20 protein-coding genes and 1 tRNA gene are annotated in these 23,568 nt (G+C 55.2%); 6 read left to right on the top strand and 15 right to left on the bottom strand.

The window, feature by feature from the left end; genetic code table 11:
- Nucleotides 1-16: 16 nt before the first annotated feature.
- From mltG to MKY12_RS06670, 7 genes are all read right to left on the bottom strand, one after another.
- Complete coding sequence (gene mltG, locus MKY12_RS06700; protein WP_339254847.1) at nt 17-1,063, bottom strand: endolytic transglycosylase MltG; 1,047 nt, start codon at nt 1,061-1,063, stop codon at nt 17-19.
- A gap of 182 nt (nt 1,064-1,245) precedes the next feature.
- Nucleotides 1,246-1,551, bottom strand: a complete 306-nt coding sequence (locus MKY12_RS06695) for a DUF1292 domain-containing protein (RefSeq protein WP_036722601.1) — start codon at nt 1,549-1,551, stop codon at nt 1,246-1,248.
- Nucleotides 1,544-1,852, bottom strand: coding sequence for a DUF1292 domain-containing protein (locus tag MKY12_RS06690; protein ID WP_036696606.1), 309 nt, complete (start codon nt 1,850-1,852; stop codon nt 1,544-1,546). The genes MKY12_RS06695 and MKY12_RS06690 overlap by 8 nt, the downstream gene beginning before the upstream one ends.
- A 13-nt stretch (nt 1,853-1,865) precedes the next feature.
- Nucleotides 1,866-2,282 carry a Holliday junction resolvase RuvX gene (gene ruvX / locus MKY12_RS06685; RefSeq protein ID WP_200869510.1) on the bottom strand — a complete coding sequence of 139 codons (417 nt, stop codon included), beginning with the start codon at nt 2,280-2,282 and terminating at the stop codon, nt 1,866-1,868.
- Nucleotides 2,282-2,557: an IreB family regulatory phosphoprotein gene (locus tag MKY12_RS06680; RefSeq protein WP_036696603.1), complete on the bottom strand. Its 276-nt coding sequence runs from the start codon at nt 2,555-2,557 to the stop codon at nt 2,282-2,284. The genes ruvX and MKY12_RS06680 overlap by 1 nt, the downstream gene beginning before the upstream one ends.
- A 337-nt stretch (nt 2,558-2,894) precedes the next feature.
- The gene (gene alaS, locus MKY12_RS06675; RefSeq protein WP_339257372.1) at nt 2,895-5,528 is read right to left on the bottom strand and encodes an alanine--tRNA ligase; all 2,634 of its coding nucleotides are present in this window, start codon (nt 5,526-5,528) and stop codon (nt 2,895-2,897) included.
- Nucleotides 5,529-5,680: 152 nt separating this feature from the next.
- Nucleotides 5,681-5,875 (bottom strand): hypothetical protein, encoded by a 195-nt coding sequence (locus MKY12_RS06670; RefSeq protein ID WP_339313240.1) that lies wholly within the window; start codon nt 5,873-5,875, stop codon nt 5,681-5,683.
- A 160-nt stretch (nt 5,876-6,035) separates the two neighbouring features.
- On the opposite strand from MKY12_RS06670, the gene MKY12_RS06665 reads away from it, so the two are divergent.
- A tRNA-Pro gene (locus tag MKY12_RS06665) sits at nt 6,036-6,112 on the top strand.
- 55 nt (nt 6,113-6,167) lie between these two features.
- On the opposite strand, the gene MKY12_RS06660 is transcribed toward MKY12_RS06665, so the two are convergent.
- The 3 genes from MKY12_RS06660 to MKY12_RS06650 all read right to left on the bottom strand — a co-directional run bounded on the left by MKY12_RS06660 (nt 6,168) and on the right by MKY12_RS06650 (nt 8,291).
- The gene (locus tag MKY12_RS06660) at nt 6,168-6,434 is read right to left on the bottom strand and encodes a type II toxin-antitoxin system RelE/ParE family toxin (protein WP_339254844.1); all 267 of its coding nucleotides are present in this window, start codon (nt 6,432-6,434) and stop codon (nt 6,168-6,170) included.
- Complete coding sequence (locus MKY12_RS06655) at nt 6,434-6,712, bottom strand: hypothetical protein (RefSeq protein ID WP_339254842.1); 279 nt, start codon at nt 6,710-6,712, stop codon at nt 6,434-6,436. Before MKY12_RS06655 ends, MKY12_RS06660 begins: the two co-directional genes overlap by 1 nt.
- Nucleotides 6,713-6,872: 160 nt before the next feature.
- A complete protein-coding gene (locus MKY12_RS06650; protein ID WP_339254840.1) occupies nt 6,873-8,291 on the bottom strand; it encodes an MDR family MFS transporter in 1,419 nt (472 codons plus the stop codon).
- 116 nt (nt 8,292-8,407) lie between these two features.
- On the opposite strand from MKY12_RS06650, the gene MKY12_RS06645 reads away from it, so the two are divergent.
- The 4 genes from MKY12_RS06645 to MKY12_RS06630 all read left to right on the top strand — a co-directional run bounded on the left by MKY12_RS06645 (nt 8,408) and on the right by MKY12_RS06630 (nt 12,316).
- A complete protein-coding gene (locus MKY12_RS06645) occupies nt 8,408-9,001 on the top strand; it encodes a TetR/AcrR family transcriptional regulator (RefSeq protein WP_339254838.1) in 594 nt (197 codons plus the stop codon).
- A gap of 63 nt (nt 9,002-9,064) precedes the next feature.
- Nucleotides 9,065-10,027 (top strand): AraC family transcriptional regulator, encoded by a 963-nt coding sequence (locus MKY12_RS06640; protein WP_339254836.1) that lies wholly within the window; start codon nt 9,065-9,067, stop codon nt 10,025-10,027.
- Between the two features lie 175 nt (nt 10,028-10,202).
- Nucleotides 10,203-11,117, top strand: coding sequence for an SDR family oxidoreductase (locus MKY12_RS06635; RefSeq protein WP_339254834.1), 915 nt, complete (start codon nt 10,203-10,205; stop codon nt 11,115-11,117).
- A gap of 17 nt (nt 11,118-11,134) precedes the next feature.
- The gene (locus MKY12_RS06630) at nt 11,135-12,316 is read left to right on the top strand and encodes an MFS transporter (protein WP_339254832.1); all 1,182 of its coding nucleotides are present in this window, start codon (nt 11,135-11,137) and stop codon (nt 12,314-12,316) included.
- 159 nt (nt 12,317-12,475) lie between these two features.
- Here the strand turns inward: MKY12_RS06630 and MKY12_RS06625 are convergent, their stop codons facing one another.
- Both MKY12_RS06625 and MKY12_RS06620 read right to left on the bottom strand, forming a co-directional pair.
- Entirely contained in the window at nt 12,476-16,474 is a 3,999-nt protein-coding gene (locus tag MKY12_RS06625; protein ID WP_339254830.1) for an endo-1,4-beta-xylanase, read from the bottom strand.
- 212 nt (nt 16,475-16,686) lie between these two features.
- Nucleotides 16,687-18,072 (bottom strand): MATE family efflux transporter, encoded by a 1,386-nt coding sequence (locus MKY12_RS06620; RefSeq protein ID WP_339254828.1) that lies wholly within the window; start codon nt 18,070-18,072, stop codon nt 16,687-16,689.
- Between the two features lie 202 nt (nt 18,073-18,274).
- On the opposite strand from MKY12_RS06620, the gene MKY12_RS06615 reads away from it, so the two are divergent.
- Nucleotides 18,275-18,454 (top strand): hypothetical protein, encoded by a 180-nt coding sequence (locus MKY12_RS06615; protein WP_036722620.1) that lies wholly within the window; start codon nt 18,275-18,277, stop codon nt 18,452-18,454.
- A gap of 423 nt (nt 18,455-18,877) precedes the next feature.
- Here the strand turns inward: MKY12_RS06615 and MKY12_RS06610 are convergent, their stop codons facing one another.
- The 3 genes from MKY12_RS06610 to MKY12_RS06600 all read right to left on the bottom strand — a co-directional run bounded on the left by MKY12_RS06610 (nt 18,878) and on the right by MKY12_RS06600 (nt 23,461).
- Complete coding sequence (locus MKY12_RS06610; RefSeq protein WP_339254826.1) at nt 18,878-21,355, bottom strand: glycoside hydrolase family 88 protein; 2,478 nt, start codon at nt 21,353-21,355, stop codon at nt 18,878-18,880.
- Nucleotides 21,352-22,548 carry an FG-GAP-like repeat-containing protein gene (locus MKY12_RS06605; RefSeq protein WP_339257371.1) on the bottom strand — a complete coding sequence of 399 codons (1,197 nt, stop codon included), beginning with the start codon at nt 22,546-22,548 and terminating at the stop codon, nt 21,352-21,354. The genes MKY12_RS06610 and MKY12_RS06605 overlap by 4 nt, the downstream gene beginning before the upstream one ends.
- Nucleotides 22,549-22,660: 112 nt before the next feature.
- Nucleotides 22,661-23,461: a polysaccharide deacetylase family protein gene (locus MKY12_RS06600; RefSeq protein WP_339254824.1), complete on the bottom strand. Its 801-nt coding sequence runs from the start codon at nt 23,459-23,461 to the stop codon at nt 22,661-22,663.
- Nucleotides 23,462-23,568: the final 107 nt, after the last annotated feature.

Below are 23,568 nucleotides of genomic sequence, written 5' to 3'. Positions count from 1 at the left end.
CTATTGTAGCGGGTTCTTACGGATTTTGTTTACTTTTTTGAATATTGGCTAAATGTTCCTTGTAGGTTCTGGCAAATAAATGTCCCTGTGAGCCGTCCTTCTTAGTGACATAGAAGAAATAATCCGAGACCTCCGGCGTCATAGCTGCTTCAATCGACGCCAGCCCGGGGCTGCTGATCGGTCCAGGCGGCAAGCCTGCCTGCTTATACGTATTATAAGGACTATCCACCTTCAAATCCTTCTCATACAACCGCTCTTTCTGCTTGTCCAGTAAGTACTGGACGGTAGCGTCGATCTCCAGCTTCTGCCCTTTATCCAGTCTATTATAGATAATACCGGCCACCAGCGCACGTTCCTTGTCTACTACCACCTCACGCTCCACCAGTGAAGCTACGGTCAGCAGCTCATGCAGGGAGAGCCCGCGGTTCGCCAGCTTGGCCTTCCACTCTGGAATCGTATCCAGCTTCTTCACCAGCTGCTCCAGCATCGCCCCGATGACTTCCTGCGGGGTGCTGTCCTTAGCCAGTTCATAGGTCTCCGGGAAAAGGTACCCCTCCAGCCGGTGGCGCAGCAGCGGATTGTCCGGAATCTCCAGCTTGCTTACGGCTTCCATGCCCTTACCGGAATCAATCAGCGCAAGGAAGACCTCCGGCTTCTGATTCCAAGCAGCGGCCAGCTTCTCTGCCACCTGGACCGCAGTATACCCTTCAGGAATTGTAAAAGTAACGGTAGCTTCCTTCACAACATCTCCGGCATTCAACCGGCTGATCAGCGTATCGTAGGAGTCGCCGGGGCTTACCTGATACGTGCCGGCCTTGAAGCTGGAGCCTTCCTGGACCCATTTCAGATAGCCTTTGAAGAACAGGCTGTGCTTGATAATGCCCTCTTGCTCAAGCAGGTCGGCGATTTGCGAGCTTCCCATACCCTTCTCTATCGTAACCGTTACGGCCGGCCCTGCGGGCTTGACCGGCTGCATTCCATTCCAGATGTACCATGCTCCTCCTCCTGCAGCTGCTGCCAGGACCAGAATTAAGATAAGCACAGTGCGGATCACGGCTTTCAAATGTTACGCCTCACTTTCCGACTATAAAGTATAAAATTGTATTGTCCAAAATTCAACCTATTTTTATAGCATAAGCTTTTTTCAGGCAAACGGAAAGATCCTTTCGCTCCTCATAAGCAAAAAGAGCGCGGAAAAATTCCGCCCTCTTCCGTATCTGCCATACATGAAGTTGCTATAGACGCCTACTCGCTATCCGCAGGGAAGGTGAGCTCATCGTACAGCTCGGAAATATCCTCCCACTCTTCATCGTCCATAATGCTCTCCAGTTCCGGAAGTCCGTCCGGAGAAACTACGATGCGCAGAATTTCCTGCTCCGCAGCTCTTCCCGATCCGGCCAGAACGGCATAAGCACGGTCACCCACAGCAAATTCTGCAATAATATCGTAAACGGAAGACTTGCCCTGCTCATCCTCCAGTTCTACTGTTTCTCCATATACTTCCTTGAGCTTAGAAGTCCATACCGCCTGATCAGCGGAAAACTCAGTCATTCTCTGCTCCTCCATCAAGCTCGTCAACCAAGGTATTGAAGGTCTCCTCTACGATGGCCCACTCCTCGTCGTTCTCAATCATGAAGAGCTGCAGATCGTCACCGTCTTCCTCGTAACGGAACGCGTAGACCTCATCTGTCTCCTCATCCTCGGAATCAAGCGGAACCACCATCATATACTTGGCATCCGATCCGTCCACTTCAAACTTCATGATGACCTCGAATTCCTCTTCATTACCTTCCTCATCGGGAATATAGATAATTTCCGGTTCCTCTTCTTGGCCGATCTGTTCGTTTGTCATATCCGCACACCCCTCACCTTTTACTGTTAGCATCCAAAAAATTTTGCAAAATCAGCGCTGCGGCCATTTTGTCCACCAGCCCCTTGCGTTTCTTCCGGCTGACGTCCCCGTCTATCAGCACCCGCTCAGCAGATACCGTCGTCAGACGCTCATCCCAAAGGTGTACGGGTAAATCGAGTTGCTCCCGCAGCTTATCTGCGAATTCGATGCAAATTTCACCACGGGGTCCTACGGAGCCGTTCATGTTCTTCGGCAGCCCGACAACAATCTCGCCGATTTCGTACTCCTTGACCAGTTCACGGATACGTTCGAATTCATTGCCGTTTCCGCGCCGCTCAATAGTCTCCAGAGATTGTGCTGTCCATCCGAAAATATCGCTTGTGGCGACACCGATTCTGCGGTCGCCGTAATCCAGTCCCAGCTTCTTCATCATTTGGGCTGGTCCACCCGATGATTGGCCAGATAGAAACGGACCAGTTCTTCGATCAGCTCATCACGCTCTTTCCTCCGGACCAAACTTCTCGCATTGTTGTGGCGTGGAATGTAAGCCGGATCTCCTGAAAGAAGATATCCTACGATCTGATTGATCGGATGATATTCTTTCTCCACCAGCGCGTCGTACACGGCGAGCAGTATTTCCTGGGGAGAGGCTTCCTTTTCGTCGCCCTTCACATTGAATTTGACCGTTTTGTCCATGGAGTCCATGTGGTGACACCTTCCTTCTGCAAAATCACCCTGATTCGGGCGGCTTCGCAAAGTTGCTGCTGTACAGCTCACTTGCTGCCCTCATCATAACATATTCATGCCCCAACGAGGAAATCCTGCCATGGTTAAAGCGCTTTTTTTGGCATTTTGTCTACAAAACCAGATGTTTTTTTGGGTTTTAAGCTATTGCAAGCCCTGGGTCAATAATGAATAACCCCAAAAAATATACATTGTGTGAATAAAGCAGCGGCACCGAGGAAATGCCCTCAGCACCGCTGCTTCCCAACCCTTGATAGAAATCCACAGTTTCTTACAGACAAGAATCACTGCATACTGCTTAAGCCTGTGCAGCTACCAGTTCCTCTGCCTTCTTCAGGGCTTCGCCCAGCTTGGAAGCGTCCTTGCCTCCGGCCTGCGCCATATCCGGACGTCCGCCGCCGCCGCCGCCGCAGACAGCAGCGATCTCTTTCACCAGCTTGCCGGCGTGGAAGCCCTTCTTCACCAGCTCCTGAGGCACGGCGACCACGAAGTTCACCTTGTCCTCCATTGCAGCACCGAGCACCAATATGGCCTCCGGGAGCTTGGACTTCAGTTCGTCCGCTGTCGAGCGCAAAGCATCAATATTGCCGGCTTGCACAGAGACCGCAAGAAGCTGCGTTCCTCCGCCTACTGTGACTACACTGCTGGTCAGCTCTGCTGCGAAGGTTGCGCTCAGCTTGGACTGAAGCGATTCATTCTCACGGCCCAGCTCGCGTACCTGGGCATGCAGCGCCTCGATCCGCTTCGGCACATCGGTCAGCGACGATTTCAGCAGGGCTGCCGATTGCTTCAGCAGGTCCAGCTGACTCTCCGTGAACTGATAGGCATAACGGCCAGTCACAGCTTCAATCCGGCGCACCCCGGAACCGATGCCGCTCTCGCTGAGCAGCTTGAAGATTCCGATCTGCGCTGTATTAGACACATGGCATCCGCCGCACAGCTCCAGGCTGTAGTCGCCGACTTGAACGACACGGACAACATTGCCGTATTTCTCTCCGAAGAGGGCCATCGCTCCCATGGCTTTGGCTTCATCTATCGGCTTATTCTCAATGACTACAGGAAGGCTGCGCCAGATCTGGGCGTTCACGCGCCGCTCGATATCGCTTAGCTCCTCTGGAGTGATGGCTCCAAAATGCGAGAAGTCGAACCGCAGGCGTGAGCCTTCTACTAAAGAGCCTGCCTGATTCACATGGCTGCCCAGCACTTCCTTCAGCGCCTTGTGCAGCAAGTGAGTAGCCGTGTGGTTCTTCACGATATCCTCGCGCTCCGCCCGGTTCACTTCGGCACGGACGGTATCGCCAACCTTCAGATCTCCTGCTTCCACCGTAACCAGATGGACATGCTGGCCGTGCGGTGCTTTGAAGAGGCCGGTCACCTTAGCGGTCACCGATCCGCCGGTCAGAACGCCGGTATCGCTGACTTGGCCGCCGCTCTCTGCATAGAACGGTGTTGACTCCAGGATGACCTGGCACTCGGCGCCTTCGCTTACTGTATCCCGAAGCGCACCGTCTACCACAATCGCCAGTACCTTGGACTCTGTTACCGTGTCATTATATCCAACAAATTCACTTTTAACCGTCAGCTCGGCCAGGGCACCGCCCTGAATCTTCATGCTGGCGCTGTCCTGACGGGCAGCTCTCGCCCGGTCACGCTGCTCCTGCATCGCGGCATCGAAGCCGGCGCGGTCAACGGCAAGCCCCTGCTCGGATGCAAAGTCCTCAGTCAGGTCAAACGGGAAGCCATACGTGTCATAGAGCTTGAATGCATCGGCACCGGCAATGGTGCTCAGGCCGTCCGCTTTGGCTTTGGCGCTGATCTCCCCGAGGATCGCCAGACCATCGGACAGCGTCTCGTGGAAGCGCTCCTCTTCCAGACGGATGATTTTGGCGATATAATCGCGGTTCTCGACCACGGAAGGATAATAGACTCCCATAATCTCTCCAACGGTCTCAGTCAGCTCATGCAGGAACGGACGGTCCAGTCCCAGCGTCTTGCCGTAGCGTACGGCGCGGCGGAGCAGACGGCGGATAATATAGCCGCGTCCTTCATTGGAAGGAAGCACGCCGTCCCCCACAGCAAATGTAACGGTACGTACATGGTCAGCAATGACTTTTAGCGCGATATCCTGTTCAACATTATCCTTGTAGGTTACACCGGCAAGCCCGGCGGTCTTCTGGATAATCGGCTGGAACAGATCGGTATCGAAGTTGGAGTCCACATCCTGCAGAATGGAAGCGAAGCGCTCCAGGCCTGCGCCGGTATCAATATTCTTGTTCGGAAGCGGCGTATAGCTGCCGTCCTTATTATGGTTGAACTGCGAGAATACGAGGTTCCAGACCTCCAGCCAGCGTTCATTCTCACCGCCCGGATACATCTCCGGATCACTCATATCACTGCCGTATGCTTCACCACGGTCATAGAAAATCTCCGAGCACGGGCCGCACGGGCCTTCGCCGATATCCCAGAAGTTCTCGTCGCCCAGCTTGATGATGCGTTCTGCGGGCAGGCCGACCTTCTCATTCCACAGCTTGAACGCTTCTTCGTCCTCAGCATACACGGTAACGGAGATCCGGTCGCCGTCGAAGCCGATCCACTCCTTGCCGGTCAGGAATTCCCAAGCCCAGGTGATGGCCTCTTCCTTGAAATAATCGCCGATGGAGAAGTTGCCCAGCATCTCAAAGAAGGTATGGTGGCGGCGCGTCTTGCCCACATTCTCAATATCATTGGTACGGATACATTTCTGCGAGTTCGTCAGGCGGGGATTCTCCGGAATCTCCCGGCCGTCGAAGTAGGCCTTCAGCGGCGCCATACCTGCGTTAATCCACAGCAGCGAAGGGTCATTGTGGGGCACGAGCGAGGCGCTCGGCTCAATACGGTGGTTCTTGCTCTCAAAAAACTGCAGCCATTTGGAACGGATTTCACTTGCTTTCATCATGTACAGCTCCCGTCTCTTCATTAAAATGCGGCACGCTGGCCGGAAAACACATTGTTGCCGTAACCGTTACACGAAAAATCAAAAACAAAAAACGCCCCTGAATGAAATTCAGGGACGATGATTATCGCGGTACCACCCTGGTTATCGCCTTAATCCGTGTACACGGACAACTGCAGACGATCGCCTTGTGCGGCTGTTAACGGGTGCCCCCGGCGGGATTGTCCCCGCACTCCGAAATCAGCTTTCGGCCGGTCTGTCTCCCAGGTTCTCACACCCGATGCGGACCATCCGCAAAGGAACCTGTTCTCTGATGAAGCATTCTCCGGCGTACTTGTTTTCATCAACGCTTTGTCCGATTTGCTTTTTAACATTTCAAGTATAGCCAGCGGGTGGATATCTGTCAATCACAGGCCGTAATTTGCCGCAACAGAAGCCCATAATCGCTATAAAAAAGGTTATTTACAGCGCTTACACACAGGCGTATAATTTAATTATTCATAGCGTCGAGACGTAGCTCAGCTTGGTAGAGCGCTTGCTTCGGGAGTAAGAGGCCGCAGGTTCGAATCCTGTCGTCTCGACCATATCTAATTCAGATTCGCGGCTTTGGGGCCGCGATTTTTTGGTGTATCAAATCGCCTATTTCTGTCTTCCATGTTTAAAAGCAGTAATTATATATGTAGAGCCATCCTCAGATGGCTGATAGGAAACGATATAACGATCAATACGAATATAGTAAGTATCTTTATAAGTTCTTGATGGAAACAGCTTTCCTGACCGAGTCACCTTTTCCTCAATCCGCATGAACAGCTTTAATTTATATTCTGCTGTTTCCTGTGGTGAGAAGCGGATGCTTTCGATCTTGGAAAAGCTCTGAGCCGCACTCTTTGTCCAAACTACCTGCATCAAAGTTCTCCATTTCTTATCATCTCGATCATTTGCTTAGAAGAGATCATTGAACCATGTATAATATCCTGCTTGGACTCTTGGATCATTTTTGCAATTTCGGGGTCAGCATCCAGTTCAGCAATTTGCGCAGCTGAAAGAGCCTTTGAGTTGTCCTGATACTGGCTTATTTCAGATACTTCATACTCTGTGTCATTAATTACAATCACAGATTTCTGACTGGCATTGATAAAAGAACGATACACTTTGCCGCTCTTATCCTTTAATTCCAGGTACATACTCACCACTCCTTTGTTCAATATTATATCCTGATTTCGAATTAACGGATACCTCTTGAGGATATAACAAATACAGCTTACCTCCGCCCCGCCCACTCTACCATTTGCAACAATGGATCTCAGGGAGATGAAGTATAATTGCACATGCACACCAGCCACACTATTTCCGTATTCTTGGCAGGAATGCCGCCGGTATTAACGCCAGAGCCGAGAAGGCAATCGTCCACATAAACGTATGATCGAAGGCAACGGTCATTGCTGCCGGGTCAGGAGTCAGGACGGAATTCAGCTTATTTTGTAAAATAATTGCGATAACCGATACGCCGAAGGCACCGCCAATCTGCTGCATAATACGGGTGGTGCTGCTGGCGTGCGGGATCTGCTTCGAGGACAGACCGATATAGGCAGAAGCCATAACCGGCAGAAAAACAGCCCCTAATCCAGCACCTCTCACGATAAGAACCGCACTCAGAAAATAATAACTCGTATCTGCGCCAAGCTGCGTCAGCGGCCAAGTGCCAAGGATGGTAAGGACCGTTCCTACAAGCACCACGGGTCTCGATCCGATCTGATCTGTCAGCTTGCCGGCAAGTGATCTGGTCAGCAGCATCCCGATGCCTTGGGGAACGAGCAGCAGGCCGGACATAAGCACAGATTCACCCCGGACTTGCTGGAGATAGAGCGGCAGCAGCAGCATTGCCCCATAGGTGGTCAAGCCGGATAGAAACAGCAGCGATGAGGACACGGTTAAAGAGCGTACCCGGAACAGCGTGACATCAATCAACGCTTCGTCTCCCTTGCGGAAGGCATGGATTACGAATACTGTCAAAAGCGCCACACCTGCTATAACGGGAGCAAGGACTGCTGCATGACCGAAGCCGTGGCGGGAGCTGACTTCTCCAAGGCCATACAGGATAAGCACGATAGCCGGGGACAGCAATAACAGTCCAGGCACATCCAGCCGCAGCGTCCTGGCATTATGCTCTTCTTGGGGGAGCCCCTTCCACGCAACAATGATGGCAGCCAGGCAGAGCGGAATATTGACAAAAAAGATCCATCGCCAGCTCAGATGATTGACGATTAGTCCTCCCAGCACCGGTCCCAGAATGGGCCCAAGCAGCGCTGGCATAGCTATGGTCGCCATTCTTTTGCCCATATCCTGGCCCCCATAGGCACGTACGGCCAAGGTCTGCATAATCGGCATCAGCAAGCCCCCTCCGATCCCCTGAAGGGTACGGAAAATAATCAGGCTCTCCACGTTCCACGCCATGCTGCACAGCACAGAGCCAAGCAAAAACAGAACCAGCGAAAATAGCCACATCTTCCTTCCCCCAAACCGTTCCACAGCCCAGCCGGTTAGGGGAATAACCATCGCAAATGACAGCAAATAGCCGGTCATCACCCACTGAACAGTGGACACCGAGGTATTAAATTCCCGGACCAGCGTATCAATCGCCACATTGGTTATCGTCGTATCGAATATCGGGGCCAGAATACCAAGCATAAGAATCCACATCAGATTCTTGGCTGCTGCCTGCTGTTCAGCTGGTTCAAGTGCTGGTTTAGCTTGCTTTTGCAAGTTGATCATCTCCCTTTGGTCGCCAAATAAGATACTTAAAGTTTCTTATTTGAGCTTATGATATACTATCCTCATAAGAAACGCAACGAAATTCTCCAAAGGTGGTTGAGACCGGTATGTCCACTTCTCAAGAACAGGATCAATTGAAGAACAGACGCAGAGGCAAGGAGCTCGAAGCCGCTATACTCCAGGCCGTACGGGAAGAGTTGACAGAGCGGGGGTATTCCAATCTTACGATGGACAGTGTGGCCGAGCGGGCGGGAACCAGCAAAGCCGTACTCTACCGCCGGTGGGCGAACCGCGCTGAGCTTGTCCTTGGTGCCATCCGGGAACGAGTGCCCCTGCCGCTGGAGGAAGTGCCTGATAACGGGAATCTGAGGGACGATGTATGCGGGGTGCTGCGGGCCATGAACCAGAATAATATTCAAGTCATGTTGAATGCTTTCTACGGGCTTGTAGCAGAAATGGGCGATATGCCGCTTGCCTCTTTTATTTTCCCCCAGGGGCGTCAAAACAGGACCATGTCGATTTTGCTAGAGCGGGCTGTTGAGCGGGGAGAAGTATCTGCCGAAGCCGTGACTCCCCGAATGCTCACTTTGCCGTCCGATCTGGCCCGCCATGAGCTGATGCTGTACAACGCCCCCATGTCAGAGGAGACGATCGCCAATATTGTGGACGAGGTGTACCTTCCGCTGGTGTTGAAACGGTAAAGCATCATACGCTTATTTCTATTAAAATCAAGATTCACATACGTCAAAAGGAGCTGGGACCCGATGAGGAGGATTGAGAACGAATATGCGGTGGCAACGGTATCCGGTAACGACGACGGGCCGCTTGAGGCAGAAACAGCCAGGCTGGCACGCCTGATCTCTGCGCTTGCTCCTTACGACGGCATTTATAGCCAGCCTATACCCGGTTTGAATGTCAGCCGCTATTCAAGGACAGATACAGATACCATCAAGACGTTCTACTCTACCTCTCTGTTAATCGTGGCGCAAGGCGCCAAGAATATCACGATCGGGCAGCAGCCTTATCATTTCGACAAGTCGCGGATGATCCTGATGCCAGTTGCCCTGCCGGTAGCGATGCAGCTTACAGAAGCCGGCCCGGCCGAGCCGTACTTAGGCGTGAAGCTGGAGCTTGATCCGCAGCGGATCAGTGACTGGGTCTTGAAGCTATACCCTCAAGGTCTCCCTCCGGCGCGTCAAATGAGCAGGGAGTACATCACCGGCACCAATCTGAGTATCATTAACGCTGTGGTGAGGCTGCTGGAATGTGTGCAGAATCCCGTTGATATTGAGATGCTGGCTCCACTGGTGACAGATGAGATTCTGCTGCGGATTCTGCGCAGTCCGATCGGCGCTCAGGTGGTTGAGACAGGCCTGGCAGGGTCGGATGTACAGCGGGTGGCGAAAGTGATCGCCTGGCTGCAGAATAACTTCTCCCAGCAGATGAAGGTTGCCGAGCTGGCAGAGCTGGTGCATATGAGTGCTTCTTCTTTGCATGTGCATTTCAAATCCGTCACCTCCATGAGTCCGCTGCAATATCAAAAAGCGCTGCGCCTTCACGAAGCCCGGCGGCTGATGTTAAGCAGCCCCATGGATGCGGCCACGGCCTGCCGGCTTGTCGGATATGTGAGCGATTCGCAGTTTAGCAGGGATTACAGCCGGTTCTACGGCAGTCCGCCCAGCAGGGACATCGCCAGATTACGCCAGCAAGCCCAAAGACCGCAATAACTGTATGATCCCTAATGAAAGTCCCGCAGCCGGATGGCTTGCGGGCTTCTTTGCTTGCAATGACCCTACTACAATTCTTATAGGATCGGGCAAAAACGGAAAGGGAACAGGCAAAGCTCCTGATGAATCGCAGACTATAATGATTGTAGTCTTTGAGAACGAGGAGGAATTGAATATGCGAGTATTTGTTACAGGTGCAACCGGCTTTGTCGGCTCAGCCGTTGTAAGGGAATTGATAGAGGCGGGGCATGAGGTCACGGGCCTTGCCCGTTCGGATGAGGCCGCAGCGGCGCTCGCTGCGGCCGGGGCCGCCGTACACCGCGGCTCTTTGGACAATCCGGACAGTCTGAGGCGGGGAGCGGCGGCAGCGGATGGGGTTATCCACGCTGCCTTCATTCATAACTACGCGGATCTTACGGCCGCAGGCGAGACAGACCGGCTGGCCATTGAGGCAATAGGAGCCGGGCTGGCGGGGTCCGGCCGACCGCTGGTCGTAACATCCGTCATCGGGCACCTCACCCCGGGGCAGCTGGCCACGGAGGATACTGCACCCGATCCAGAAGCTTCAGTCAAGCATCGCGCCGGGTCCGAACAAGCGGCGCTTGCACTCGCCGACCAGGGCGTCCGCGTATCGGTGCTGCGGCTTCCGCTGTCCGTGCATGGCGAAGGCGACACCGGCTTTGTTCCGGGTCTGATCCAGCTTGCCCGCCGCAAGGGAATCTCCGCTTATCCCGGTGATGGCCTGAACCGCTGGCCCGCTGTGCACCGGCTGGACGCCGCGCAGCTGTACCGCCTGGCGCTTGAAGGAGCCCCGGCCGGGACCACACTTCATGCGATCGGCGACGAGGGGGTGCCGCTGATGGAGATTGCCGGTGTGATTGGCGCCCGGCTCGGCCTGCCCGTAGTCAGCCTGCCTTCTGAGGAGGCAGCGGAGCATTTCGGCTGGCTGGCGCATTTTGTCTCACTGGACATCCCTGCTAGCAGCTTTAAGACTCAGGCACTGCTGGACTGGCAGCCTGTCCATCCGGCGCTCCTGCCCGATTTGGACCAGGAGCATTACTACACAACGAATACACATAGGAATGGATGATTCTTGTGACAGAGCCTATGTACAAAGGAAGTCCTTCGGCTACTCGATATTCCGTGGTAACCGCCGTTCTGGTCCTCTGTTCGCTTATTGTCGTATCCGGCATCTACGTTACGCTACCGTTAGGCTCTTTGCTGGCTGATGCCTTTGAGGCATCGCCGGCCAGGGTGGCATGGGCAAGCAGTGCTTTTACGTTCTCTTATGCCCTGGGATTTCTGCTGTTCGCTCCACTCTCGGAGCGTTTCGGCCGCTGGCCGATGATGTTCTGGGGACTGCTGGCGCTTGGTGTCATCACCCCTCTGCTGGGGCTGGCACCGGACTTGTCCGCCCTCATAGCGCTCCGTTCTCTGCAAGGACTGGCGGCAGCCACCTTCGCTCCGGCGGTTATGATCTATGTCGCCGAGACCTTCCCGCCGGAACGCAGAGTGGCGGCCATGGGTTTTGTGAGCACCGGGTTTCTGGTTTCAGCCATCGCCGGCCAGTTATTCAGCAGTGCGGTCAGCGGATACTGGGGCTGGAGTTATGTATTTTATATTCATGGCGCCTTATGTCTCGTTGCCGCAGGGTTGACCGGCGCCTTCGTTCCAAGAGGCAAAGAGCGCCGGACCCGTGCAGGAATGACTGCACTCTACAAACAGCTGCCCGCGCTATTCCTTCAAAAACAGCTTGTACTGTGCTACCTGATCTGCCTGACGATTCTTCTCTCGTTCGTCGGCATGTATACGATATTTCAGAACGATCTGACGGAGACTCCCTTTACACTGACCGCCGCCCAGCTTATGCAGGTAAGAGCGGCAGGACTCGCGGGGATGATTCTGGCGCCGTTCGCGGGACGTCTGGCAGCCAGATTCGGCTTCAAGCGCACGCTCCAGGCCGGTCTCCTGCTCGCCGCCGGGGGACTGGGCGCGGTCGGATTAAGCTCAACCCTGCCTGTACTTGTAATAATGAGCATTGTGTATATTGCGGGCATCTCCATCATGATCCCGGTCCTGATCTCATTGATAGGCGTGCTCGCGGGAGAGAGGCGCGGCCCGGCTATTACCCTATATTCGCTGATGTTGTTCATTGGTGCCTCAGCCGGTCCGCAGGCAGCACTGAATCTTATCCAAGCAGGCGGCAGTCTGACCGCATTCGAAGCACTGGCTGCACTTTTGCTTACAGCCTTCGGGTTGTCCCGGTTCATTAAGGTGCCTGAAGCATGACCATTTAAAATAAACTGCTATAATGCTGTGCGTACGCATCAAGTGCCGAGAGTCTGGTCCGTTAAAAGCAAACCCGCCGCACAAGCAGCCAGCCACCGGAATTCCTCCCGGCGGCTGGCTGCTATAGAAATTTGCGGGTTGCACTATCGTTATGCGGATTTACAGCTTCCAGATCCGGTACAGAATCACTGCTGCTTCCGCACGGGAGAGGGTGTCCCCCGGAGCAAGCTTATTGTTCTTACCGTTCACTACGCCGTATTTCAGCAAAGCGGACACGCCGTCCTTGGCATAGGCGGAGATTTGACCGGCATCGGTGTAAGATGCTATCGATCCGCTGCCTTCAGCGATGATTCCGGCCGCCTTCAGGGCACGCGCCGCAATTACCATCATCTCCTGGCGGGTGATGACGCCCGCTGGCTTGAAGGTATTGTCCGCATAGCCTGTGACGATACCGAGCTGCTTCGCGGCCGCAAGCTCCTTGCTGTATGCCGCATTACTCTGGACATCGCTGAAGCCTGCAACTGCTTCAGCAGCAGCCTTAAGCTCCAGCACCTTCACCAGCGAGGCTGTGAAGTCTGCTCTGTTCATAGGTGCCGCCGGCATGAAGCTGTTACCACCCGGAAGGATATCGCGCGCAGCCATGGCAGCAGCTGCCTGCTTCGCCCATGACAGGCTGCCGAGATCTGTAAAGGCCGGCGGAGCGAAGGCTGCGGCAAATATGCCGAACTCTGTAGTACGGAACACCAGCGCTTCCTTCACTGCATCATAACGGCTGTTCACCACAGCAGACCACGCGCCGTTGCCGGTGAGTGAACGGACCAGAAGAGACTCCAGGCTGTCAAGCTCTGCTGCTGACGGTTTGTAAGGAATAGAGACGGTCATCGCGCTGCTGCCAGACAAGGCTACCTTCTGCCCGCCTGCAAGCAGACTCAGCTCCACCACCGGACGGCTGCCGGTCTGCAGGAGAGCAGTGGCATCCATGCCTTCGGCTGTGGAATGCTTGACCCGGATGCTAACATATTCAGTAGTTGCTGTAATCCCTGCGAGCTGCTCACTTGGAATGGACAGCGTAGCAAGGCCGTTCTGGAGGACAAGCAGGAACTTCTCCTGCGTCTTCAGGCCTTGAAGCGGCAGCTGGGCTTCATAGGAGGCCACACCTGTCTGGTTCGCCAGATCGATGATGATCTGCTTCCGCCCGTCTGCTGCCGGGGCCGCCTGCTTCAAGGCTTGCTGCCACAGCTCGCCCGTCACAGTGGCTTTGGCCACTGTGCCTTCGGTCTTCACCTCAGGTCTGATCGTCACTACGCCGTCCTTGACATCAAACTGTGCAGGCTTAGGCGCAGGTGTGCTGCTGGTATAGCTGGTGCCGCCGGAATCCGGTGCCGATGTTGGCGTTGGCGCAGGTGTTGGTTCCGGAGTCGGCGTTGGCGTCGGCTTCGTTGGCGGCTCGCCGCCGTCTTTGGCCTTAAGCGTCAGCACCCCGAAGACGGAGGTGTCCTGATAGCCGTTGCCGGTTGTATCATTCCAGGCGGCCACACTTTGCCGGACGCCGTTCTTGGCATCGTTGATCTGAGTGTCGAAGCCGACCTTAGTTCCGCCGGCTGGCATGATTGTTTTGAACGGAATCTTCATTTCAAGCGTATAGTTGGTTCCGTTAACCTTGGTTACCGATTCGAAGCCTGCACTGATGGCTGCAGGACTGAAGGAGGCTTCATTGTCATAATTAACCCGGTATTGTCCGTCATCACTCTCATAGAAGGTCGTACGGCCGAAATTCTCATCCAGGAAAATCTCTACAGAGTCCTGCTCCCATGCATTCACATTACTTTTGTCCAATTGAGCGTCATTGACTTGAACCAGCACATACAGATTCTGGTCATCCCACAGGGTACGCGTGGTTCCGCTTGCGCCCTGCCAGGCCATCTGATAACGGTTCACAGCCATCTCAGGCGCAGAGGCCCAGATTCCATCCGCTGTCCCGTCAATAACCGGCGTGCCGTAGACCGCCTCTGACACGTTAGCTTCTGCCGTATTCGGCTCATGCTCAGCCATGAATTTGGCCGGATCAATGACCGCGTAGTAAGCCGGCTTCGCCTGCAAATCCCTGTCGAACAGCAACGGGCTTGACTCCGCTCTCCAGCTTGTGCGGTCATCCATGCCCCAGAAGGTTACCCGCGCAATATGGTCGGCATGGGCCTTGTAGAGATCCATCAGCCTCGCATACAGATAGCCTTGAGCAATCCGTTCCTTCTCTGTCTGCGTATTCTGGCTGCCGGCCTGAATATCCAGTTCGGTAATGCTGACCTCTACGCCAAGGGAGATGAACCTCTCCAGCGACAGCTTGACGTTATCTGGGTTCGTATTGACATTGTAGTGCGCCTGCATCCCCACACCATCAATCAGCAGCTTGCCGGGATGGGCCAGCGCGTACTTCTCATTCAGTTCCTTGACCATACTGTAGATGGCCTGGGCCTTGTTCTGGTTATCGTCATTGTAATCATTGTAATACAGCTTGATATCCCATTCCGGATGCTGGTCCAGCACCTCTCTGGCCGCCAGGAACGCCTGCTCCAGATAGTCCGGACCGATAGCATCATACCACGGAGCCTTACGGAGCGCCGCTTGCCAGTTATTCGGATTGGACGGGTTATCGTTCATTGCCTCGTTGACTACATCCCAGGAGATTACCCGGTCTCCGAAATGCTCCATAACTCCCTTGATGTGCGCTCTCAGGTTAGCGAGTGCTTCGTCACGCCCCAGCGGAACGCTATGGCCTGCTGCATCCGTCGTCAGGTTCATCCAGTCAGGCGATTGCTGATACCATACCAGTACATGCCCATGCATCTTCATCCCTTCAGCCAGCACCTTGTTCACCATCGCATCCGCTGCTGTAAAAGTGAAATTGCCTTTGGTCGGCTGCAGCGCATCCGGCTTCATGGCATTACCTGCGGTAGCAACGTTGTGATGCATCTTCAGCAGGTCCAGCCGTACGCCTTCCAGATCCTCGGCGGATAGCGCGTTGCCGATCAGGAAGTCATTTTGATAGGCTGTTTTTAGCGGAATCAGTTCTCTCTGAATATCCACCGGAGCGGTACCTGTATGCTCGAAATTAATATCATCGATATAGAAGGAAGCGGTTGCATTATTGGAACTCTCAATGTACAGGGTCAGATATTCGCCGCCCACGCTGTTATAGCGGTAGCTGCCCTCATATTTCACCCAGCCGTCAGCCGTACTGATCGTCTTAGGGGACAGGGTCACATAACTTGCACTGCTGTCTGTGCCTACTTGTGTAGACAGCTGGAGCTGTGCGCTCACCGGTTCGATCAGCTTCACCCAGGCAGACAGGGTATATTCGCTGCCCTTGTCCACGTACTTCTCCACACGCAGGGAAGGCCCGTGCCAGGTATTGCTTCTGCCCTCGACCTTCAGGGAATATGAACCGCCCTCGGTATGATTCGCTTCATTCGTTACGGTCAGCGTCTCGGTTCCGGCTCTGCCGGTGAAGCCGCCCAATTCCTGATCTTCAAAAGTCACTGTACTGAACGGCAAAGCCGGTTCACGCACAGGCTCTTCCCCGCCGCCCGGAGTGGACTCTGTCGTTATCAGAAGATCGCCAAGGTAGAAGGGTACTGTGGCTCCCTTATCGTTGGAGTTGATGCGCAAAGAATGGTCTCTCTTAGTAGAATCTGTGGCACTGGTGTCCACAGTAAATGTCTTCGTCAGTGTGACCGATTGCCCTGCCACATAGGGTATTGCTGCATAATTCCCGTAGCTGTTCACAGTCTGCAGCGCTGCCTCTGCTCCCTCTGGGAGCGTCACCTTCGCATCAACGTAGACAACTGCCGTTACCGTGTACGTTTTTCCATGCTGGAGACCGAGATCGGTGAACTTGAAATCAACTCCATCCCAGTTATCCTTCCGGTTGTTTACGTATAATGCTGCACCATCGGCATTCCCTGCAAAAGGAACCTCCTTCACCGCACTCAGACTGGCTCCCCCAGACTGGCTAGTCTTGCCTGCGCCATTCGCAAACGTCTCGTGATATACCGTGGTCTGTGCCTCGGCTGCCTGAGCAGCCGGAAGATATCCGCCTGCCGGAAGAAGCAGAAGGGCTGCCAGCAGTACCAGAGAGACTTGCTTGATTATTCTCTTCATGCGTTGCACTCCTCTGTATGAATTTGGGTTTCAATGAGTTAAGCGCTTACAGCTAATGTGGAAGCCTCCCCCTTCACCACCCAAATCGTAGCATACGGACCAAAGTGCGTCTTACCTGAAACTAAAGGTTGTACCGTGCTTTTTATAGATGATTCCGGCTGACTGCATAGCAAAGAAGACCCCTGAATTAGGAGTCTTCTAACCGGCAGTATCTATATCAGCTTGTGCGCATACCACTTCTTGCCCCGGAAGCGCCAGAGGAACACCGCTCCGCGCACTGCCCATTCGCAGTTCATCGCCAGCCATACCCCCAGCACTCCATAGCCCAGCACGATCCCAAGAATATAGCCGAAGACCACCCGGAACAGCCACATCGTCAGCATCGAAGCGATCGAGGTGAAGCGGGAGTCTCCCGCTGCCCGCAGCGCGGACGGCAGAATGAAGCTGAAGGCCCAGAGCGGAATCTGGGCAATCGCATTGACCAGCAGCACCACGAATAGATCATCGATAATCTCCGCAGGCGGGGAGAAAATAGAGACCAGCGGGTGGAACAGCGGCATCAGGATCAAGGCCACCAGGGCGTAAGAGGCGGAACCGATCCACAGGAAGGACTTGATGAACTTCCGGGCATCCGCTACATCCCCCCGTCCGATACACTGGCCGACCACGGTTACAATCGTCAGCGACAGTGCACTGGCCGGAATCTGAAAGACCATCGCCAGCGATCCGGCAATCGCATTGGTGGCGATGGCATACGTGCCCAGACTGACAATGAAGATCTGTGTCAGCAGCTTGCCGCCGTTGAAGAACATCTGCTCTGCGGCGAACGGTACGCCGATGAACATAATTTTGCGCAGCATCGTAAGTGGTACATGGAACAGGTCGCGGAACTGCACACGCAGCACCGAATCGAACTTGAACAGATAGATCAAGGCACAGGCCATCCCCACATAACGAGCAATATTAACCGCAAGTGTCATGCCCAGCACACCCATGTCCAGCAGGTTAATGAAGACAACGTTGAGGATAACATACAACACGTTCATAATTAGCGACAGCATCAGCGAAGCCCGCGTCCGGCCCACGCCCCGCAGCGCACCGCATACAGCCTGAACCACGGCAATCCCCAGATACGAAATGCTGCTGCCGATCATATAGACCCGGGCATTATCCAGCACATCGGCGGAGGCCGTCCCGAACAGCAAATTCAGAATTGGCGTATGGAAGGACATCAGCAGCAGACCGATTCCCACCGCAAGCAGCGAGACCGAGGTAACCGATCCGGCCGTGGCCTGGGAGACCATGCGGTCATTCCCGCTTCCTTTATACTGCGCAACCACCACCGTCCCCCCGGTCGCAATCGCCACAAATACATTGATCAGAAAAATATTCAGGGAATCCACCATATTCACCGCACTGACTGCCGCCATACCCGACGAGCTGATCATCGCAGTGTTGACCAGATTCAGCCCGATAATGAAGGCCTGGTCAATGAGAATAGGCAGAAACAAGGCGATAATTTGCCGGTAATCCATGCTGTCTCCGGACAGATATTTTTCCAGCCATTTCTTGGCCGGTTGAGGAGCTTGAAGCTGCATACATTGATCACATTCTTTTCTGTAGAATAATTGCAGGCGTACTATACATTCCTTCCAGTTTACTACAGATCCCGCTTCAAGTCTGTGATAAGAGTGGAATTCGTTCAGATTACCGGATAACATTCCCTGCTCCCTAAGTAAAATCCTGGGTCCGGCCGAAATATAGAATGAGAGTATTTACATTCGGAAGGAGGAGCCTATTATGAACAATGAGATCGTTAAAAGTCTGATCCAGCAGGTGACGGAAGAAGTGTTATCCGAGAATCAAGCTGCCTTGGAGCAGAGCGGAAACAGCCAAGCCAGCATTCAACTAGCTGTGCAATTGTCCGCCGTTACCACCCTTAAGATCCTTGAAAAGCTGGAGCTGATCGATAAAGATTAACCGCACAGCCTGCCTATGCTACATACCCGTAAGGCACTCCGCGCAAAAAAACCGCAGGAAGCGAATTTTCGCCTGCGGGATTTTTGCGTGGCTATGGGGGATTCAGGGGCAGTTGTGCTCTTCATTGACGCTCTCCGCCCGCTTTCGGCGAATTCAGGGGCACTTCTGCTCTTCATTTACGTTCTCCGCCCGCTTTCGGCGAATTCAGGGGCACTTCTGCTCTTCATACTGACGGCTCAGAGGGATTTATCCCTTTCATTTCGCTGTATTCTGTATACGCGCGATTCCCGGGTTCTGCGGCTGTACGGCTATATGAAGAAGAGGCTATCGAACTCAAGCAGATTGAAGATAACTCTGCATGAGTAGCAATAGCCTATGATTGATAAATTACTTTTTTTAGCAGCCTCTATTACTCTACAACTCTTACATGCGCTGCGCCTCCAGCTCCCGCCTAAGCTCAAGCGCTTCAATACCGGCCAGCAGCACAATGCCGATTCCGTGAGTATCGTTGAGCTGCCAGGTGAGCTGTTCCTTGTAATACAGTTTGTTGAAGGAATACCCCGAGCCCCGGCAGACGCCATAGACGTTCCCCTGATAGTCGATACAGTATTCGGCCAGCGCCGTCCAGCCGCGCAGCGCTGCATCGGCATATGGATACGGCTCTGTCAGCCAGCCTCTGCGCACACCGCGTGCAAAAGCATATACAAACATCGAAGAACACGATGCCTCCGCATAAGATTCGGGATCAGTCAGAACCTGATGCCATAATCCTTCCGCATCCTGCAGCCGTAAATAACCTTCGCACAACAGCCGGTAATAATCCAGCAGTTCTTCCCGCTGCGGATGCTGCTCCGGCAGTACCTCCAGCAGCTCAGTCAGCGAGAACAGCACCCAGCCATTGCCTCTTCCCCAGGCTACACCGTTCGGCTTGCTGAATTTGTAATCATACACATGATGCATAATGCCAAGCTCCGGCTGGAACAGCCGATTACGGTAATGAAGAAACTGTGACACTGCATCATCCAGATAAGCGGTATCTCCCGTCAACAGATAATACCGGCTCAGGAACGGAGTGCTCATATACAGATCATCGCACCACATCGTTCCCTGCATGAAGTCGGTGGTGCCCCGTGTACGGTAGAGCGCCCCATCTTCATCGCGGGACTGCGTATTTTGAATATACCGGGCGATATACGCCGCTGTTTCGGGCGCTCCATGCAGCGGCTGCTCGGCATGAGCGGCGAGCATCACCGCACCGAAGGAGCCGCAGTCGTCCAGTGAGTCCATAAGCGCCAGCTGCTGGTTAATACCCGGAGCACCATAGCGGCTGCGGTCCCAGAGCGAATAAGTATGAAGCCGGGTGCACTGCTCAATATGTCCTCTGGCATAAGCGGAATAATGAGGATCGCCCAGAGCCTGACCGGTACGCAGTAGACCATAGAGGGTCACTCCCAGCGGATAATTCCAGCGTCCGTACAGCGCACTCTCCAGATATGGCCTGACTGCCCCGCCAGGACGGTCCACCCGCCAAAAGCATTCCTCCGCCCCTTCACCGAAGGGAGCATCCATAGAAGCCGCTTCCGCAGGCTGCGGTGCCGCCGATTGCAGAAACGGACCCAGGTACAGCCATGGCCCGGTCTGCCCTTCCACCGGGCAAGGACTCACCAGCTTCACTGTGCCGTGGACTCCACTGGCGCCAGCTCCCTTATTCAAGGTTCCCTGCGGAGAGCAGCAGGGTGAAGCTTCCGCAAAAGCCGCGCTACACTCCGCTTCCACCTGTACTTCTGATGTGTCCCCAGCCTCCGCCGCTTCCAGGCGGAAGCTCCACCCGGGGCCGCCGCACACAGCCTCGACCAGCAGGTCATGGCTGCCGAAGCTCAGCGGCAGCACACACTCAAGGCCGGCACTCACTTCGGGCTGGATGGCGGCAAGCCTGCCATCCACGCAGACCTTGAGTGCCGCTACATCCCGGCTGCGGAGGAGCAGCCGGACGTCTATTCCGCCCGGCGCTGTCACCGCCAGCCTGCTCCAGGCCAGCGCCTTCGCGCCGGGAACCTCGCCGAGAACGCGCGCGAGGTTCCCGCTCTGCACCTGGGTATCCGGCCATCCGGCCGCCGGATACCAGGCACAGCGGGCCGCCAGCGCAGCTTCGGCGGCCTCCGCGGCTTCGCCGCAGCGGACGCGTTGCGAAGGCTCCGCGCGGTGCGCCGCAGCCTCTCCCTCAGGAACGCCGCCCCCCTCCGGCTGCAGCGTCCATCTGCTCTGCTGCGGCGCGCTATAGATCCAGCCCTCACAGCCGCTGCGCTCCGCAGTCGGGGCCAAAAAATGCAGCGGCGCGCCCTTCACGCTGCCGGTGCCAAAAACCCCGCCGCAGCCGGTACCAACTGCGGTACACTCCAGCAGGAAGTGATTCCACCCTGCCTTCAGCCCGGTACGGAAGAACGCCTTGCGGTCCGGGAACACATCATCGTTCAGATTGGACGCGAACACGGCAATGCCGTTGACATAAACCGTCACCGGACCGAAGCAACTGAGAGCGAGCGGAATATCGCTGTCCGTATCGCTCCACAGCTTCCCCCAGGCATAGACAAATTCCCCGTCCCGCAGCTCAGGCAGCCGTTCTTTCAGGTTCATCTCATACCGGCAATCCGACAGGCGCGGGAAACTGTTCTCCAGATGAACGCGGTAGACCGGAGTCTGCGGCGGATTTGCACCAATATAGCGGTTCGCTATGATGGCAAGCATCGCTTCCGTATGCTCTCCGGCTGTGCGGACGATGGAATGACGCGGATGAAAGTAGGCTGGAATGCTGGCCTCAGCAGCCATAACAGCTTCAACGCTGTTGTCTGACCCGCCATCCTCTAAGGCACCGCTCCCCCTAACTTCCCCGCTGCTCTTCACAACGTCACCTCACCGCCGGGGTACAGGGTGGAGCTGTACAGCCGTTTGGGCTGGGGCAGCTGTTGCCCGGGGTGTGCCGCTTGCAGCGGGAGCGCTTCACCGGCATAGACAGCGGCCAGCTCATCCGTATAAATAATGACCTGCTCACTTCCACTGCCCAGCAGATCCCCGTGCACGGCGTAGCCCTGCTCGGCGAATTCGGCTACGATATTCATATGGCCGTTATAGAGTGCGGGAAGCACCGCTTCGCCCCGGCGGTACGCCAGAATATAGTCGGGTGCACCCGGCCAAAACCGGCTGACGGCTTCGACAATGGTCAGCCAGCCGTCAGTGGTACGCTCTTCCTTCCACAGCTCGCGGCCGGAGCAGTCCAGCAGGAACATGGCATCCTTGCCCCGCAGACCCTTGCCGTCATCCTCGCGGACCATACGGTCAAGTCCGGCAATCTGCAGGCCGGGCAGGTCCGGGCGAAACCGCCCGAGCGCCAGATGCTGCGACTCGACAGAGCCTTCGTACCGCCACAGCTCGTGCCCGTTGCGGTCGTACATCACCGTCACACTGCCGCCGATGACCAGCTCCGGTAACCCGTCCCCGTTCACATCGCCGACCCACAGGCAATCGGCATGATCGTCCAGATCATGGCAGCTCCACAGCTTATTTCCGTCCGCATCCAGCAGATCATATCCGGCCATCACCTCATCGCGCCCGTCACCGTCCAGATCGTACACCCAAGGATAGTGCCCCACATTGCCCTGATGGGTCCAGAGCAGCCGGAAGTCCCGATCCAGCGCCCACAGCTGATGGTAGCGGTCTTTGAGAATGATGTCGGAAGGATAGCTGCCGCCTGACAGGTTGGCAATAATGATACAGTCATGAGCCTCCTTCGCCGGCAGCGGATGAACTGCTTTGACCTTGCCCGTCGCCCCCTCCAGAATATGCAGCTGGTCCTTCATCACACACAGCACCTCCAGCGCCCCGTCACCATCGATATCGGCAATCTGGGCCGGATAATCGGAGCCTTGGCTGCCTGCGTTCGAATCCGGCTTTCCCGTCTGCCACAGCAGACGGCCATCGAGATTATAAGCCGTCAGGCACTGCACCTGATGCGGAATATAACGGACATCCTGGCGGTTATCCGGCTGCACCAGCAGCAGTTCGGCCCGGCCGTCCCCGTCCAGATCGCCGAGCAGCATTTTGCATCTTGGACCGGCGACGGAGATATCCAGTTCGGCCAGCCGGTGCAGCTTTTGACTATGATCCGTATGAGTCACTATTCTTCCTCCTTCACTCTATCCCTGTTCTGTATCAGCTCAAATCTACAGTCTGTCCCCCGGGCACTTCGATCACCGTACCGTCAACCTCCAGCCAGACAGCAGCCGCTCCCGGATTATGGACAAAATCCCTTGCCGCCGAGAACAGGAGCCCCCGGCAAGCCTTCATGTAATGCACCAGCTCCAGATTGGTCGCATACCAGATGTCGCCGCGTCCGCCCGCCATGGCGCAGAAGCGCTCCATCAGCTCCCAGTTGTTATCATTGTCGAACTCGTAGCTATGTCCCCACACATACATCAGGTACAGATACTGCCGCTTATGCAGCCCCACAAAAGTCTCCCCGTGAGCCAGCAGCTCCCGGTTATGATGACAGGTCGCCTGCCACTCCAGCCAGTCCTCCGGGAGGGCGAACCCGCCGGTAGACTGCACTGTGCGGGCATACTCAATGCCCAGGTGCGGCAGCAGCGCCTTGATCTCCTGCGTATAGGAGCCGTTCGGGTAAGACATGCCGCGCACAGGCTGGCGGACCAGTCCTTCCAGCACCCTGCGGTCCTCCATAATCTCCTCCACGACCAGCTCCTGCGGGCAGCGCGCCAGCGTCGGATGGTTCCGCGTATGCACGCTGACCTCATGTCCGTGGTAGAGAGACGCAACCTCGTCCGCCCTGATGCGGTCTCCTTCGCCAAGCAGCCCCGAATTCAGATGGAAGCTGCCCTTGATTCCATACTGATTGAACAGGCCGACCAGCCGTTCATCCGCCCGCCGTCCGTCATCATAGCTCATGGTCAGCGCCTTATGACGGCCTTGCGGATAGCAGTAATACACTCCCGGCATTGCAGTTAGACCTCCTTCGTAAATTGAAACTTGTATATTTTCTGTTATGGGATATCCGTGACTCCAGAGAATGTTTGGAGTGGACGCATATGTTCATCCGCCCAGCC

The organism is Paenibacillus sp. FSL M7-0896 (genome assembly GCF_037975415.1).
Taxonomy (GTDB): Bacteria; Bacillota; Bacilli; order Paenibacillales; family Paenibacillaceae; genus Paenibacillus_AQ; species Paenibacillus_AQ silagei.
Note: the sequence above shows the minus strand (reverse complement) of the source record. Positions and strands in the feature narration are given on the sequence as shown.

Excerpts from the sequence above, each read along its gene's own strand:
- MKY12_RS06695 (WP_036722601.1), bottom strand. The coding sequence starts at position 1,551 with ATGACTGAGTTTTCCGCTGATCAGGCGGTATGGACTTCTAAGCTCAAG.
- MKY12_RS06690 (WP_036696606.1), bottom strand. The coding sequence starts at position 1,852 with ATGACAAACGAACAGATCGGCCAAGAAGAGGAACCGGAAATTATCTAT.
- ruvX (WP_200869510.1), bottom strand. The coding sequence starts at position 2,282 with ATGAAGAAGCTGGGACTGGATTACGGCGACCGCAGAATCGGTGTCGCC.
- MKY12_RS06680 (WP_036696603.1), bottom strand. The coding sequence starts at position 2,557 with ATGGACTCCATGGACAAAACGGTCAAATTCAATGTGAAGGGCGACGAA.
- alaS (WP_339257372.1), bottom strand. The coding sequence starts at position 5,528 with ATGAAAGCAAGTGAAATCCGTTCCAAATGGCTGCAGTTTTTTGAGAGC.
- MKY12_RS06660 (WP_339254844.1), bottom strand. The coding sequence starts at position 6,434 with ATGCAGGTAGTTTGGACAAAGAGTGCGGCTCAGAGCTTTTCCAAGATC.
- MKY12_RS06655 (WP_339254842.1), bottom strand. The coding sequence starts at position 6,712 with ATGTACCTGGAATTAAAGGATAAGAGCGGCAAAGTGTATCGTTCTTTT.
- MKY12_RS06645 (WP_339254838.1), top strand. The coding sequence starts at position 8,408 with ATGTCCACTTCTCAAGAACAGGATCAATTGAAGAACAGACGCAGAGGC.
- MKY12_RS06640 (WP_339254836.1), top strand. The coding sequence starts at position 9,065 with ATGAGGAGGATTGAGAACGAATATGCGGTGGCAACGGTATCCGGTAAC.
- MKY12_RS06635 (WP_339254834.1), top strand. The coding sequence starts at position 10,203 with ATGCGAGTATTTGTTACAGGTGCAACCGGCTTTGTCGGCTCAGCCGTT.
- MKY12_RS06630 (WP_339254832.1), top strand. The coding sequence starts at position 11,135 with ATGTACAAAGGAAGTCCTTCGGCTACTCGATATTCCGTGGTAACCGCC.
- MKY12_RS06625 (WP_339254830.1), bottom strand. The coding sequence starts at position 16,474 with ATGAAGAGAATAATCAAGCAAGTCTCTCTGGTACTGCTGGCAGCCCTT.
- MKY12_RS06620 (WP_339254828.1), bottom strand. The coding sequence starts at position 18,072 with ATGCAGCTTCAAGCTCCTCAACCGGCCAAGAAATGGCTGGAAAAATAT.
- MKY12_RS06615 (WP_036722620.1), top strand. The coding sequence starts at position 18,275 with ATGAACAATGAGATCGTTAAAAGTCTGATCCAGCAGGTGACGGAAGAA.
- MKY12_RS06605 (WP_339257371.1), bottom strand. The coding sequence starts at position 22,548 with ATGCTGCTCGGCGATCTGGACGGGGACGGCCGGGCCGAACTGCTGCTG.
- MKY12_RS06600 (WP_339254824.1), bottom strand. The coding sequence starts at position 23,461 with ATGCCGGGAGTGTATTACTGCTATCCGCAAGGCCGTCATAAGGCGCTG.